This window comes from Streptomyces sp. NPDC086519, assembly GCF_040686075.1.
Classification (GTDB): domain Bacteria; phylum Actinomycetota; class Actinomycetes; order Streptomycetales; family Streptomycetaceae; genus Streptomyces; species Streptomyces shenzhenensis.
In genome coordinates this window covers 1-13,920 of record NZ_JBFBJL010000124.1, presented here as the reverse complement: position 1 = coordinate 13,920, position 13,920 = coordinate 1, and the positions used below count along the sequence as shown (strand labels likewise).

Below are 13,920 nucleotides of genomic sequence, written 5' to 3'. Positions count from 1 at the left end.
TCAGCTCCTGAAGGAGGCGTCGGCGGCCACGGTCACGATGGCCCGCACCTGGTCGATGATGTCCACCCGGTTGCGCACGAACTCCGGATCGGTCAGCGCCGCGACGGCCGGGCCGTGCGCCGCACCCTGGTGATCGGGGAGGCCAAGGCAGTGGACGGCCTGGTCGGCCACCTCGCGCGGCGGACCGAGCACGAGTTCATCGTCGTCGGCGTCTGCCCGGTCGGGGAGGAGGACCCGCAGTCACTCGCCCCCGTCGCCGCCCGCCTCGGCAGACAGACGCCGCCGCGTATGACGGCGGACTCCGCCCCGGTACTGGACGCGGCCCGGCGGCTCGGCGTGGACACGGTCCTCGTCGTACCGGGACCGCACCTGAGCGGCACGCGCCTGCGCCGGCTGTCCTGGACCCTGCACGGCGAAGGCTGCCGGCTCGTGGTCGTACCGGGGCTGAGCGAGGTGTCCGGACGCCGGTTGAACGTGTTCTCGGTGGCCGGGATCACCATGCTGAACGTCACCCCGCCCTTGCGGCGGGGGCTCGCCGCAGTGCTCAAGTCCCTGACCGACCGGCTGGGCGCGGCGCTGCTGATCGTGCTCCTCGCCCCGGTGTTCGCGGCGGTCGCCCTGGCCGTACGCCTGGACTCCCGTGGGCCCGTGCTGCACCGGCAGACCCGGGTCGGACGCGGCGGAGCGCCCTTCACCATGGTGAAGTTCCGCACCATGGTCGCCGACGCCGAACGGCTGCGGCAGCAACTGGCCGCCAGGAACGAACAGGACGGCCGGATGTTCAAGATCCGCCGCGATCCGCGCATCACCCGCGCCGGCCGTCTGCTGCGCCGCTGCTCCCTGGACGAACTGCCGCAGTTGTTCAACGTGGTGCGCGGGGACATGTCCCTGGTGGGCCCGCGTCCGCCGCTGCCCGACGAGGCCGCCCGCTACGACGAGGTGGAACGGCGCAGACTCGACGTCAGGCCGGGCCTCACCGGGGTGTGGCAGGTCAGCGGGCGCTCGGACCTGTCCTGGGACGAGACGATCGCCCTGGACCTCGGATACGTGGACAACTGGTCGCCGTCGGTGGACCTCGGGGTGCTGATGCGGACGGTACGGGCCGTCGTCACCGGGACCGGCGCCTACTGAACCCGCGGAGAGCGAGGAGAACCGTGGAGTCGAGAACCACCCCCGCCGTCCCCACACCGCGGGACCGGCCGGCACCTGACCATCCGGTCCGGTGCGCCGACGACGTGCTCGCCCTCGCCGACCGGCTCTTCCGGTGGGCCGACGCCCGCGACTGGTCGGGCCCCGACCCGTACGACGGGCTGACCGGTCCGCTGGGGCGGCTGGCCGTGCACCGGGTGCTGCGCCAGGCCCTTCTGCAGACCGTCAAACGCAGCCCGGCCGATCTGCGACCGCTCCTCGGTATCCGCCCGCTGCGCACGGCCACCGCCACCGGCTGCGCGGCCGGTGCCTGCGCCCGGCTGGCCACGGCCCCCGTGTGGCGCGAACGCGCACGGCGCCTCGGCCGGTCGACGGCCGCCGAGCAGCTGTCCGGCCGCTACGCCGGGCTGTGGCGCTACGAGTTCGACGTGCAGACCCGCTGGTCGTACTACCCCGCGTCCGTCCCCAACCTGGTGGCCACCACCTTCTGCGCGGACGGCTGTCTCGATGCCGGGACGCTCGACGAGGAGGCCGTGCGGTCGCTCGCCCACGGGCTGCTGGCACACCTCCACAACGGCGTGTTCTTCACCTACACCCCGGGCGGCGGCGTCCTCGTCCACAACGCCAACCTCATGGGCGCCGCGCTCGCCGCCCGGCTGGCCCGCACCACGCCCCTGCCCGCCGGCCTGGCGGACCGGCTGGCCGACGCGGCCCGCCGAGCGGTCGAGGTGAGCCTGGAGGGGCAGCGCCCCGACGGTTCGTGGCCGTACGGCCACGGACCGCGCCTGGGCTGGGTGGACGGCTTCCACACCGGATACGTGCTGCTGCGCCTCGACCAGGCGGCGACCCTGCTCGGCATGGACGCGCGGGCCGCGCTCGAACGGGGGGTCGACCACTATCTGCGGCACCTCTTCGACGGCCCGCTGCCCCGCTACTTCGCGGACGTCCGGACCCGAAGGGACCCGAACAACGACGCCACGGCGGTACGCATGGCGGCGTGGACGGCAGAACGCGGCTTCACCGGAACCGACTTCGCCGACGCCGTACTGACGGCGGTCATGGACCGCTACCCCGCCCTCGGCACGGACCCGAGGACCCCGCGGGCGAACAGTGCCCTGTGGGAGTCACCCCGCTGGAGCGCCGCGCCCCTCCTGGACGCGCTGACCGCCCTGCACGCCGTGCTGCCGAGCGGACCGCACCCCGCCGCCCCGGCCGGTCAGGCGACGACGGCCGCCTCGTAACCCGAGAGGACCTCCGCCGTCCGCTGCGCACCGCCCGCCGCGTACCGCTCCCACCACACGGCCGCGCACAACAGCCCGAACACGGCGAGCCCCCGGTCGCACCGACCGTGCACGTGCTCGGCGACGAGACGGTCCGCCGTCCGCCGGTCGAAGACGTCCTCGAACAGCGGGGACCGCCGTACTTCGGCCCACAGCCGGTCACCGTGCTCGCGCAGCAACGACCGCACCGGCGCCCCGAATCCCGTCTTGGGGCGCCGGGCGACGAACTCCGGGACGCCGGCGGCCACCGCGGCCGCACGGAAGCGCGCTTTGCCGTCCCCCAGCCGCAGCTGCTCCTCCGCGACGGCGCCGAGAGCAGCGGCCACCACCGGCTCCCCCAGGAACGGGACCCGCAGCTCCACGCTCGCGCGCATCGACGCGCGGTCGCCGTACAGCAGGTTCAGACCCGGCAGGAACAGCCGCCGGTCGCACTCCGCCAGCGCCGCGAGGGGCGTGCCGCCCGCGGCGAGCACGGCGCCCGCCACCTCACGGTGGCGTTCGGTGACCGCGTCCAGCCCCACGGACGGCGACAGTGCCGCCCACTCCCGCCCGGAGTAGTACGCCTGCGTCGCCCACGACCAGTCGAGGGCACCGAGCTGGAGCAGCCGCCCGAACTTGTCCGCGCGGCCCCGGTAGCGCCGGGGCGCGGGAACCCGGGTGACGGCTCCGAGGGCGGGGCGCGTCCAGGTGGGGAACCGTTGCAGCAGCAGTACGGCCTGATAGCGCTCGTAGCCCAGGAACAGCTCCTCGACGCCCAGCCCCGACAACAGCACGGTCGCCTCGGCGCGGGCCGCACGGGAGAGCTGCATGAGGGCGACGGCGGCGGGGTCGCCGAACGGCAGCTCCATGGTGGTCACCAGCTCGGGGATCCGGCGCAGCACGTCGACGTCGAGGTCGACCCAGCCCAGCCGCAGGCCCAGCCGGCGGGCGACCCGGGCGGCGTAGGGTGCGTCGTCCTCGAACGGCTCCGCGGTGGCCACGGCGGGGCGCGGCCTGGCGGCGAAGGCGGGTCCGGTGAAGCCCTCCCTGCGGAGCTCGACACCCAGCCAGGTGCTGTCCAGGCCTCCGCTGAGCAGCAGTCCCACCTTCACATCGGCCCGCACCTGGCGGGCGATCGACTCGCGGACGGCGGCGCCGACGTCCGCGGCGGGCGCGAGGGCGGGAGCGCGCCACCAGGTCGACGCCTCGTCATACCCGGGTGCGCGCCGGGACAGCACCGTCCCGGCCGGTACCGCGCGCACGCGCTGCCAGCCGGTACGCGGCGGTGGCGTCCACAGGAACATCGCACCCTGCGCCACCGCGACCGGGTCGGCGTCTCCGGTCAGCCCCGCCACCCGCAGCGGTTCGATCTCGCTGGCGAGCGCGGTCATGCGCCCCGCCGCGTCCGCCGCCTCGTACAACGGCTTGACGCCCAGCCGGTCACGTCCGTAGCGCACCTCACCGTCGGGCAGGACGAGAACGAAGGCGAACATGCCGTCCACCTGGCCGAGCAGGTGCGGCGCGTCCGGCTGGAGCAGCAGTTCGTACAGGACCTCGGTGTCGCCCTCGGTCGTGAACGTCACATTCCGCTTCCGCAGCAGCTCGCGCAGCCGCGGTGCGTTGTAGATCTCGCCGTTGTAGACCAGCGTGCCCCGCCGGGGGGACCCGAAGGGCTGGTCGCTCCTCGGGGCGAGGTCCACCACGGCCAAGCGGCGGAAGTGCAGCTCCGCGTGCCAGTTCTGCCCGCCGAGGTCCGCGTGTCCGCCCGCATCGGGGCCGCGGTGTGCGATCACCGTGCACGGATCCGGGTGCGCCGGCCGCCCGTGCCTCCCGGCCCTGCCCAGCAGCACCACGAAACCGCACATCAGAGCACCGTGGCCGAAGCGGAACCGGCGGTGTGCCGGCCCGGTGCCGGGACCGCGGCCGCGGTCCCGGCACCGGGCGGCGGGCACCCCAGTGCCCTGGCCAGAGCAGGGGTGGCAGGGGCGGTCTCCACGACGCGGCCCTCGCCGAGCGAACCGGCCGCGCGGCAGGCGACGAGGGAACTCCACAGCGCCGACGCGAAGTCGGCGGCGGCGGTGTCCGGCTCGTCGAGGGGCTCGTCGCGGACGCGGCGCAGGAACGAGCGCATCTCGGCGGCGTGGCCCTTGGGCGCGCCGCGGTACTTCGTCGTGGCCGCCCGTCCCCCCTTCCACACGGTCAGCGTGCGGAAGTCGTCGATCCTGGCCGCCATCGAGTCGGTGGCCACTTCCAGGAGCTCCTTCGGGGCCCCGGGAGCGGTCAGCCCCCCGTACACGATCGAGGCGGACGACCCGTCGTCATAGGTGAGGTGGAGGGTGACGCTCTGGGCGGTGACCGGGTCCGTGGAGTCCACGCCGACGGCCCGTACGGCAAGAGGCCTGCCGGAAACCAGGAAGCCCGCGGTGTCGATGAAGTGGCACACCTCCCCGAGCAGCCGGCCCCCCTGCCGGGGGTCGAAGTACCAGTGGTCGGCCGGGAGCCGGCCCGCGAACACCCGGTGGACGAGTTGCAGTGGCGCGCCCACCGGGAGCGCGGCGCGCAGGTCCCGCACCGAGGGGGCGAACCGCCGGTTGAACCCGGCCATCGCCGGCGCGCCGGAGGCCAGCCACGCGTCCGCGAGGTCCTCCAGTTCCGTCTCGGTGAGCCCCAGGGGCTTCTCGCAGAACAGAGCCGCACCGCCGCGCAGCGCATGCGCCGCGTACCCGGCGTGGCTGTCGTGGCGGCTGAGCACCATCACGCAGTCCGCGTCGCCCGAGGCGAGACCGGCCTCGACGCTCTCCGCGACGGTACGGAAGCCCCAGCGGCGGCCCTGATGCGCGGCGGACAGTCCGCGTCCGCCGGCCACCCACGAGAACGCGACGCCGGGCTCCCCCTTCAGCCGGGGAAAGAGCGTCCTCGTGGCGAAGTTGCCCGCGCCGATGGCCGCGATCCGTACCGTGCCGCGCGGGGCGGTCCAGGTGCGTGGTGCCGTCAGCGGTGCCGCAGGCGGCGGGAGTTGCGCCGTGCCTGGGTAGCGCAGAAGCAGGGCCACGCTCCGGCCGGTGCCGGACGGCTTGAGCGCCTCGTACGCGTCGGCCGCGTCCTCGACGGCGAAGATCCGCGGCCGGAGCCGGGCGAAGTCCACCGCGCCCGTTCCGAGGAGCCGGAGCACCTCGGCGAGGTTGCGCCGTTCCGTCCACGGGACGTAGCCCTCGGGGTAGGGGTGGCCGCCCTCTTCGAAGCGGGGGTCGTACCGGCCCGGCCCGTAGGACCGCGCATAACGGATCGACAGTTCCTTGTGGTAGTACGACGACCGCGGCGGCGCGACAGCGACGTCGCCGACGACCACCACCGTCGCGCGGTCACGGGCGAGGCGTCCGGCGAACTCGACAGGGTCGGAGCTGGATGTGGCGGCGGTGACGAGCACGGCGTCCGCCCCGGCGCCGGCCCAGCTCCGGGAGACCACGCCGGGCGGATCGGCCGCGTCACGCGAAAGGGCCACGAGCCCCGCCGACTCGGCCAGCTCCACCATGGCGGGGTCGGGATCGATCCCCAGCGCGTCGTATCCGTAGGCGCGCAGCAGATGGAGCGTGATCTGGCCGACCAGGCCCAGCCCGACGACGGCGATCCGCGAGCCCGGAGCCGCCTCGGCCTGGTGGATGCCGTGCAGCGCGATCGCGCCGACCGTGGCGAAGGCGGCCCACTGGGTGTCCACACCGTCCGGCACGGGAACCACGAGGTTGCGGGGCACGGCGACGATCTCCGCGTGCGACGCGTAGCGGGCCCCGGCGGCGGCCACCCGCATACCGGGGCGGATGTCCCCCACTCCCTCGCCCGTCCCGAGGACCGTGCCGGCACAGGAGTACCCGAGCTGAACCGGACGGTCCAGGCGGTCCTGGACCGTCCGGTAGGTGTCGGCGAGTCCCGTCCGCTTCACGCTGTCGAGTACCTGCGCCACCTGCTCGGGCCGCTGCCGCGCCTTGCCGACCAGGCTCTGCGCGCCGGTCGAGACGGTGGCCCGCTCCGTACCGGCGCTGATGAGCGACCAGTCGTTGCGGATCACCACCGTTCCCGGGGCCGTTTCGGGAGCGGGAATGTCTCCCACCGTGATGGCACCGGTGCGCGGGGACAGGAGGACTGTTTTCATTTCCTGCCTTTACGGGAGGGGATTTCGGCCCACGGCGCACTGTAGGGAGGCCGGTTCACCGGCACGTGTCCTTGTCCCGCCGAACGGACCAGACGGCGGAACATCTCCATGCGGCCGGGTGAACACGCCTCCGGCATGGCGGGCGTCGGCACGGAATACCGCTTCGCTGGTGCCCGTAGAGCGCCCCCGTCCGCGGTCGGGGCCGCTCGGAAGGAGACTTGGGTGAAGCGACTGATGGTCGTCTACGGAACGAGACCGGAGGCCATCAAAATGGCTCCCGTCATCGAAGCACTCGACCGGTCCCGGATGTTCCGGCCGACGGTGACCGTGACCGCCCAGCACCGCGGGCTGCTCGACCAGGTGCACGCGTTGTTCGGCATCCGCGCCGATCACGACCTGGACATCCTCAGCCCGCGCCAGTCCCTCGCCGACATCACCGTGCGCGTCCTCGACGGGCTGTGTCCCCTGCTGCGGCACGAACGCCCCGACGCGGTGCTGGTCCAGGGGGACACGACGACCGCGTTCGCCGGAGCGCTCGCCGCCTTCTACACCCGGACCGCCGTGGTCCACCTGGAGGCGGGGCTGCGCACGGACGACCGGTACTCGCCGTTCCCCGAGGAGATCAACCGCCGGCTCGCGACGCAGCTGGCGTCCCTCCATCTGGCACCCACCCGGGACGCGCGGGCGAACCTGCTCCGGGACGGCGTCCCCGCGTCGTCCGTCGTGGTCACCGGGAACACGGTCATCGACGCCCTGCACTGGGCGGTCGGCCGCAAGAGCCCGTACGGGGACCCGGCGCTGGCCGACCTCGACGACACCGGCCGCCGGGTCCTGCTGGTGACGGCCCATCGACGTGAGTCGTGGGGGAACGGAATGAAGTCCATCGGCGGCGCCCTCGCCGATCTCGCCCGCACCGAACCCGGACTTCTCATCGTGCTCCCGCTGCACCCCAACCCGGTGGTGCGGGAGGCGATCCTGCCACAGGTGGCGGGCATCGAGGGGGTGCGCCTGACGGAACCACTCGGTTACGGCGCCTTCGCCCGGCTGATGAACCGTTCGCACCTGATCCTGACCGACAGCGGAGGCGTCCAGGAGGAGGGGCCGGGCCTGGGCAAGCCGGTGCTGGTCATGCGGGACACCACGGAGCGTCCGGAAGCACTGCGGGCCGGTACCAGCCGCCTGGTGGGCACGGACCGCGACCGCATCGTGAAGGAGGTACGGCGGCTCCTGCACGACCGGAGCGCCTACGCCGCGATGGCCAGGGCCGTCAACCCGTACGGTGACGGCCGTGCCGCGGACCGTGCCGTACGGGCGATCGGACACTGGATGGGGCTGTGCGAACGCCCGGCGGAGTTCGGCTGCGCGCCGGACCCGGCCGAGATGCCGGTGTCAGTGCCAGAGGCCGCGGGTGTCGAACACGGCCTTGCCGCGCAGCGCGGTCCGTTTGACGCCGCGGAAGGCGTCGTGGTCCACGAGCAGCACGACGACGTCGGCGTCCCGCACGGCCGTGGTGACGTCGACGAGTTCGACCGTGTCCGTGCGTGCCAGTGACCCGGGCAGTTCCCCGATGTGCGGCTCGGCGACCAGCAGCCGGCCCACCTGACGCTCGGCGAGTCGCGTGGCGATGTGGAGGGCGGGGCTCTCCCGCAGGTCGTCGATGTTCGCCTTGAAGGCCAGGCCGAGACACGCGATCACGGGGTCCTTGAACCGCTCGGCGGTCCGGACGATCTCACCGAGCACGTAGTCGGGCCGCTCGTCGTTGACCTCACGGGCGAGCCGGACGAGCCGCGCCTGCCGGGGCGCTGCGGAGACGATGAACCAGGGGTCCACGGCGATGCAGTGCCCCCCGACACCCGGCCCGGGACGCAGGATGTCGACGCGGGGGTGCCGGTTGGCCAGGTCGATGACGTCCCCCACGTCGATGCCGAGCTGGTCGCAGACAGTGGCCAGCTCGTTGGCGAAGGCGATGTTGACGTCCCGGAAGGCGTTCTCGCTGAGCTTGGCCATCTCCGCGGTGGTGGCGTCGGTGAGCAGGCACTCGCCCTTGGTGAACACCTGGTACAGGGCGCGCGCCCGCTCGGCGCAGCCCTCGCCCACCCCGCCGATCACCCGGTCGTTGGTCACGATCTCGATCATCGTCCGGCCCGGCAGGACACGTTCGGGGCAGTGCGCGATCCGCACGTCCGGCGCGTCCGCCGTCTCGTGCGGGAACGTGAGGTCGGGCCGGTGCTTGCCCAGCCACCGGGACAGCTCCACGGTGGTGCCGGGCGGCGAGGTGGACTCCAGGACGACGAGGTCACCCGCCTTGAGCACCTCGGCCACCGAGGCGGCGGCGGCACGCACATACGACAGGTCCGCCGTGTGATCCTCCTGAAGCGGGGTGGGCACGGCGACGATGAAGGCGTCCGCGGGCTCGGGTGTGCCCGTCGCCCGCAACCGTCCCATGGCCACGGCTCCGCTCACCGCCACGGCCAGGTCGGGCTCGACGAAAGGCGCGCGGCCGGCGTTGATGAGGTCGACGGTGACGGGGTTGACGTCGACACCGATGACGTCGATGCCGTTGGTGGCGAGGGCGGCGGCGGTGGGCAGGCCGATGTAGCCGAGGCCGATGACGCAGACGGTGGAGAACACCGGGCGACTTCCTTTCGGGGGTACCGATGATGAACCGGGCCGAAGGCGTGACGGAAAGCAGTACGGCATGCACAGATTGGACCGGCAGGGAACGCATCGTCCGACAAGCGCGCCGCCTGGACGGAAAACTCACCGGTTCCTCTGAATGGCGGACGGCGCACCATCCGGTTCCCGGTGCAGGAATTTCCCGGCAGGTGCCGTGTCGCTACCGGCCCATCGCCTTGTTCGGTGTAGCACTACGGCAGGGACACACACCTCGATGACGGAAATCGGAGGCGGTGCAGTGAAATTCCCTGCCTTCTCGCGCGTACGGATGGTGGTGCCGACCAACGGCGAACGCCCCGGTTATCTCGAAGAATGCCTGGCCTCGATCAGGCGGCAGGACGAACCGGTCGACCTGGTGATCGTCGGGCCTGCGGGAGCCGCTCCCCTCCTGCGCCGGGCGGCCGAGCGGCACGGCTGCCGCTTCCTCGTCGAGGAGCGGCGGGGGCTCAGCAACGCGATCAACCAGGGCTGGCAAGGGGCCGGCACGGACTTTCTGGCCTGGCTCGGCGACGACGACCTGCTCCCCGAGGGGAGCCTGACCGCGGCCCTCGGGGAACTCGACCGAACCCCTGCCGCCAGCATGGTGTACGGCCAGATCAGAGTGATCGACTCGGCCGGTCGCTCCCTGTACACCATGCGTCCTGGCACGTTCGCCTCCTGGTTCTTCCAGTACGGCCAGAACTGGGTGGGCCAGCCCGGATCCCTCTACCGCCACGAGGCGGTGCGGCAGGTGGGCCCGCTCGATCCCACCCTGCGGTACACGATGGACTTCGACCTCCATCTGCGCCTGCGGCGCAGCGGACGGATGGTCTACCTGCCGCGGCAGCTCGGGTGCTTCCGGGTGCATCCCACGTCCCTGACGGCGAGCAATCCGGAGCCGTGGCACGAGGGACGGCGTGTCATGCGCCGTTACCTCGGTCCGCAGGCCCGCCGCTCGGAGGACTGCTGGTGGCCGGTCGCACGCTGCGTCAGCCGGGGATGGGCCGCCTTCACGAAAATCGGAAGCCGGTAATAACCGTCACGGGAATATGCTCTCTGCTACGTTTTCCCGCATGACCAATTACGCAACAATGCCCGGAAAAACGGCACCGAACAGTGTCGCCCAGGCGTTGCTGAAATGCGCGACCGTGGCACACAGCGGGTCCCTCGGGAGTCGAATGATCAGATCATCGGCCCGGTTTACTCGCCGCTTCTGGTCGGAGCACGGCGACCCGCTCGTGACCTGCCGAATGGCAGGACGGGACATCGTGATGCCGCTGTCGCACGACCTGCCCGTCATTCTCTCCGCATCGCCGCACTATGCGCAGAACCTGGCCCGCCTGACAGCCCTGTCGGCGGCGGCCCGTCCGGACCTCGCGATCGTGGACATCGGTGCGAACATCGGGGACACCGCTGTGCTCATGCGGGCAGCGGCGACGGCGCCGATCCTGTGCGTGGAGGGCGACGAGCTCTTCCTGGACCTCCTTCGCCGGAACGTGGAGGGCCTGCGTGACGTCGAGATCGAGGAGGCGTATGTCGCCACCGCCGACGACGCCGACCGCGCTCACACCGTGTTGCGCCAGGCGGGTACCGCCGCGCTGGTCCCCCCGACGTCGGGGTTGAAGCCCGCCCGTCCCTTCCGGTCACTGCCGGACATCCTCGGTTCACACGCGCGCTTCTCCTCGCCGGCACTGGTGAAGATCGACACGGACGGGGCGGATCCGCGCATCATCGTGGCGAACAGAGAACTCCTCGCCCGCGCGCGTCCTGTCGTCTTCTTCGAGTTCGCGCCCCTGTGGGCCGCCCGAACGGGGGACGAAGACCCCTACCGCGCCGTCACGGCGCTCGCCGAGGCCGGGTACCGAGGAGCACTCGTCTACGCCAACACCGGTGAACTCCTGCTCGTCACCAGGGTCACCGAGCCGCAGGTGTGGAAGGATCTCGGTCGCTACACGCTGGCCCACGGCAACGGCGCCTACTACGACATCGCGGCCTTCCACGCCGACGACGCGGACCTCTTCGAGGAGGCCGGTGCGGCAGAGCGGAGCTTCTTCGACGGCGTGGCCGCCGCCTCCGCCTGATCCGCGGCACAGGACGAGGCCCGCGGCTCCGCCGCCACGGTCCGCCACCGGGACGGCCCGCCTCCCGCCTGTCAGACCCCGAAAGCCTCGGCGATCGGGACTTCTTTCCGCTCGTCCACCACATGCACCATGAGATCGCGCATCGATCGCAGCAACAGCGCGTGGTCGTCCCCCGTGTACGTCAGTTCACCGTCCGGACCACGAGCGGTCCGGACACGAGACCGGACGAAGGCGGCTTCGGGGGTCAGGTTCCACAGGTCACCGGCGATGTCCTCGCGCACGAAGAACGCGTTGACACCATTGCTGCCGACGCCCACGAGGCGGTAGCCCAGTTCGGCTCCGAGATGATGGAGAGCCGCCAAAGACGCACCGAAGTACGAGCCGGTGTGGTGCGCTGCTGCAGCAGTGAAGTCGCGACGATAGGGAACGGTCGCCGCCGTTTCGGGGCCGAAGACGCTGTTGTACTCGACGACGACGATCCACGGGGACACCGCCGAGATCTCCCGCCACACCCAGTAGTCGACCCCGTCGATGTCGATCGAGAGGACACCGACATCACCCTTGATCCCGGTTCCCAGGATCAGCTCGTTGACGTTTTCCGCGGTGACGAACGCCGGGACCGGTCTGATGCTCCACCGCCATTCCATTCCGCTGTTTCTCAGGAAGTCCATGTGCGCCGATCCGCCGTTGAAAATCGCACCGCGCCAGTTGTCCTTCATGGCCAGGAAGCGGGTGTTCGCCTCCGAGTAGTCACCGACTCCGATCTCGACGAAGACATCGGGCGGGGAGAGCCGGGACACGAGGAATTGCAGGATGCCGTCCTCGCCCCATTGGGAGAACACCTTGAACTCCGTGTCCCGAAGATGCCGCGGTTCCGGCAGCAGGGTCGCGAGCCGGCTCTCCATGGCTCCCACCGAGAAGCGCAGTTCGTCGATCCTGGCCTGAACTCCTCGGTCGACGGCCCTTTGAGCCAGCCGCATGGCAACCTTTTTCAGCACCCGGGGACCGTATCAAGGAGAATGGGCGATGCACGTCTCAGCGAGTGCCGCGGCATTTCACCGCCTGCCGAGCTTCGCCCGTTTGAAGCAGCCGGACGTACCAGGCGTAGGTGCTGCGGATCCCGTCCCGCAGGGAGATCTCGGGTTTCCATCCCAGCGCGGTGATCCGGGAGATGTCCAGGACCTTGCGCGGCGTCCCGTCCGGCTGAAGCGGGTCCCATTCGACCGCGCCTTCGTAACCGACGACGGACGCCACCGTCTCGGCGAGTTCACGGATGGTGAGGTCCTCTCCGGTACCCACGTTCACGGGCGCTTCCCCGTCGTACCGTTCGAGGAGGACCAGGCAGGCCCGGGCGAGGTCGTCGACGTGGAGGAATTCCCGGCGCGGGGTGCCGGTGCCCCAGTTGACGACCTTCGGCGCTCCTTCGACGTACGCCTCGTGGAACCGTCTGATCAGCGACGGCAGTACGTGCGAGTGCTCGGGATGGAAGTTGTCACCGGGGCCGTACAGGTTCGTCGGCATGGCGCAGATCCACGGCAGGCCGTGCTGCCTGCGCACGGCCCTCACTTGCATGATGCCCGCGATCTTGGCGATCGCGTAGGCCTCGTTGGTCTCTTCCAGGGGCCCGGTCAGCAGGGCCTCCTCGTGGATGGGCTGGGCGGCCTGTCTCGGGTAGATGCAACTGGACCCCAGGAAGAGCAACCGCTCGACGCCGTGCCGCAGCGCGGCATCCATGACGTTGACCTGGATCCGCAGGTTGTCCGATACGAACTCGGTGGGCTGGGTCGCGTTGGCCCTGATCCCTCCGACCCGTGCGGCGGCCAGGACGACCGCGTGCGGCCGGTGCCGTGAGAACCAGTCGAAGACCGCCCGCCGGTTCCGCAGGTCCAGTTCCGTCGAGTCGGGTCCGAGGAGCGTGCCGAACTGCGCGGCGCTCAGTCGTCTCCAGAGTGCGGAGCCGACGAGCCCCCGGCGTCCGGCGACGAAAATCCGGTCCGAGCGCTCCAGCGGACGGGGGGGTGCGGCGGTCGGTGCCCCGGTGATGGTCGTGTTCATGAACAGGCACTCCTGGTAGCCGTTCGGGCAGGCTCAAGGGTCATGTGGCGGACCACGTCCCCTCAACCTAGTACGCAATTCCACGAAGGGGACACAATGCACCATTTCCTCCTGAACAACCGTTGATCTACCCTAATCTGGCATGCCGTCAGGGGCCCTTCGCCGGAAGGCGCACTCGGCGGCACCGGATTTCGAGGTCTACGCCCAGTAGGGAGTGCGTGGTGGCAGTCAAGAAGGCGCTCATCACCGGCATCGGCGGCCAGGACGGGTCCTATCTCGCCGAACTGCTGCTGGAGAAGGGGTACGAGGTCCACGGCACCGCCCGTCGGGTACCGGACTTCGTCCGCCAACGGGACGACCGGCACGGGACGGACCGGCTGTTCCTGCATTACGGCGATCTGACCAACGGCACACGGCTGGTGGGTCTGCTGGAGAAGGTGCGGCCCGACGAGGTCTACCACCTGGCCGCCCAGTCCCACGTACGGGTCTCCTTCGACGAACCGGAGTTCACCGGCAACACCACCGGCCTGGGCACCGTCCGCCTCCTCGAAGCCATCCGCAACACCGGCCTTCC

General features: G+C 71.2%; 10 protein-coding genes and 1 pseudogene. 6 read left to right on the top strand and 5 right to left on the bottom strand.

Annotated elements, in window-relative coordinates:
* Positions 1-114 precede the first annotated feature (114 nt).
* Both AB0P24_RS46905 and AB0P24_RS46900 read left to right on the top strand, forming a co-directional pair.
* Entirely contained in the window at positions 115-1,131 is a 1,017-nt protein-coding gene (locus tag AB0P24_RS46905; RefSeq protein WP_365805460.1) for a sugar transferase, read from the top strand.
* 23 nt (positions 1,132-1,154) lie between these two features.
* Positions 1,155-2,390: a hypothetical protein gene (locus AB0P24_RS46900; protein ID WP_365805458.1), complete on the top strand. Its 1,236-nt coding sequence runs from the start codon at positions 1,155-1,157 to the stop codon at positions 2,388-2,390.
* On the opposite strand, the gene AB0P24_RS46895 is transcribed toward AB0P24_RS46900, so the two are convergent.
* The gene (locus AB0P24_RS46895; RefSeq protein WP_365805456.1) at positions 2,366-4,273 is read right to left on the bottom strand and encodes an asparagine synthase-related protein; all 1,908 of its coding nucleotides are present in this window, start codon (positions 4,271-4,273) and stop codon (positions 2,366-2,368) included. The genes AB0P24_RS46900 and AB0P24_RS46895 overlap by 25 nt on opposite strands.
* Complete coding sequence (locus AB0P24_RS46890) at positions 4,273-6,555, bottom strand: bi-domain-containing oxidoreductase (RefSeq protein ID WP_365805454.1); 2,283 nt, start codon at positions 6,553-6,555, stop codon at positions 4,273-4,275. The genes AB0P24_RS46895 and AB0P24_RS46890 overlap by 1 nt, the downstream gene beginning before the upstream one ends.
* 108 nt (positions 6,556-6,663) lie before the next feature.
* Here AB0P24_RS46890 and wecB point away from each other — a divergent pair.
* Positions 6,664-7,860: pseudogene (gene wecB, locus AB0P24_RS46885) on the top strand (UDP-N-acetylglucosamine 2-epimerase (non-hydrolyzing)); the annotation flags it as partial.
* A gap of 84 nt (positions 7,861-7,944) precedes the next feature.
* Here the strand turns inward: wecB and wecC are convergent.
* The gene (gene wecC / locus AB0P24_RS46880; protein ID WP_365805452.1) at positions 7,945-9,186 is read right to left on the bottom strand and encodes a UDP-N-acetyl-D-mannosamine dehydrogenase; all 1,242 of its coding nucleotides are present in this window, start codon (positions 9,184-9,186) and stop codon (positions 7,945-7,947) included.
* A gap of 283 nt (positions 9,187-9,469) precedes the next feature.
* On the opposite strand from wecC, the gene AB0P24_RS46875 reads away from it, so the two are divergent.
* Complete coding sequence (locus tag AB0P24_RS46875) at positions 9,470-10,243, top strand: glycosyltransferase (protein ID WP_365805450.1); 774 nt, start codon at positions 9,470-9,472, stop codon at positions 10,241-10,243.
* A gap of 217 nt (positions 10,244-10,460) precedes the next feature.
* The gene (locus AB0P24_RS46870) at positions 10,461-11,291 is read left to right on the top strand and encodes an FkbM family methyltransferase (protein WP_365805448.1); all 831 of its coding nucleotides are present in this window, start codon (positions 10,461-10,463) and stop codon (positions 11,289-11,291) included.
* 71 nt (positions 11,292-11,362) lie between these two features.
* Here AB0P24_RS46870 and AB0P24_RS46865 read toward each other — a convergent pair whose 3' ends face one another.
* A complete protein-coding gene (locus tag AB0P24_RS46865) occupies positions 11,363-12,196 on the bottom strand; it encodes a hypothetical protein (protein ID WP_365805446.1) in 834 nt (277 codons plus the stop codon).
* 130 nt (positions 12,197-12,326) lie between these two features.
* On the bottom strand, positions 12,327-13,346 hold the full coding sequence (locus tag AB0P24_RS46860) for a GDP-L-fucose synthase (protein ID WP_365805444.1): 1,020 nt from the start codon (positions 13,344-13,346) through the stop codon (positions 12,327-12,329).
* Between the two features lie 221 nt (positions 13,347-13,567).
* Between AB0P24_RS46860 and AB0P24_RS46855 the strand changes: the two genes are divergently transcribed.
* Positions 13,568-13,920 (top strand): GDP-mannose 4,6-dehydratase (locus AB0P24_RS46855; RefSeq protein WP_365805442.1); only part of this gene is annotated, 353 nt, incomplete at its 3' end.

Excerpts from the sequence above, each read along its gene's own strand:
- AB0P24_RS46895 (WP_365805456.1), bottom strand. The coding sequence starts at position 4,273 with ATGTGCGGTTTCGTGGTGCTGCTGGGCAGGGCCGGGAGGCACGGGCGG.
- AB0P24_RS46890 (WP_365805454.1), bottom strand. The coding sequence starts at position 6,555 with ATGAAAACAGTCCTCCTGTCCCCGCGCACCGGTGCCATCACGGTGGGA.
- AB0P24_RS46870 (WP_365805448.1), top strand. The coding sequence starts at position 10,461 with ATGGCAGGACGGGACATCGTGATGCCGCTGTCGCACGACCTGCCCGTC.
- AB0P24_RS46865 (WP_365805446.1), bottom strand. The coding sequence starts at position 12,196 with ATGGAGAGCCGGCTCGCGACCCTGCTGCCGGAACCGCGGCATCTTCGG.
- AB0P24_RS46860 (WP_365805444.1), bottom strand. The coding sequence starts at position 13,346 with ATGAACACGACCATCACCGGGGCACCGACCGCCGCACCCCCCCGTCCG.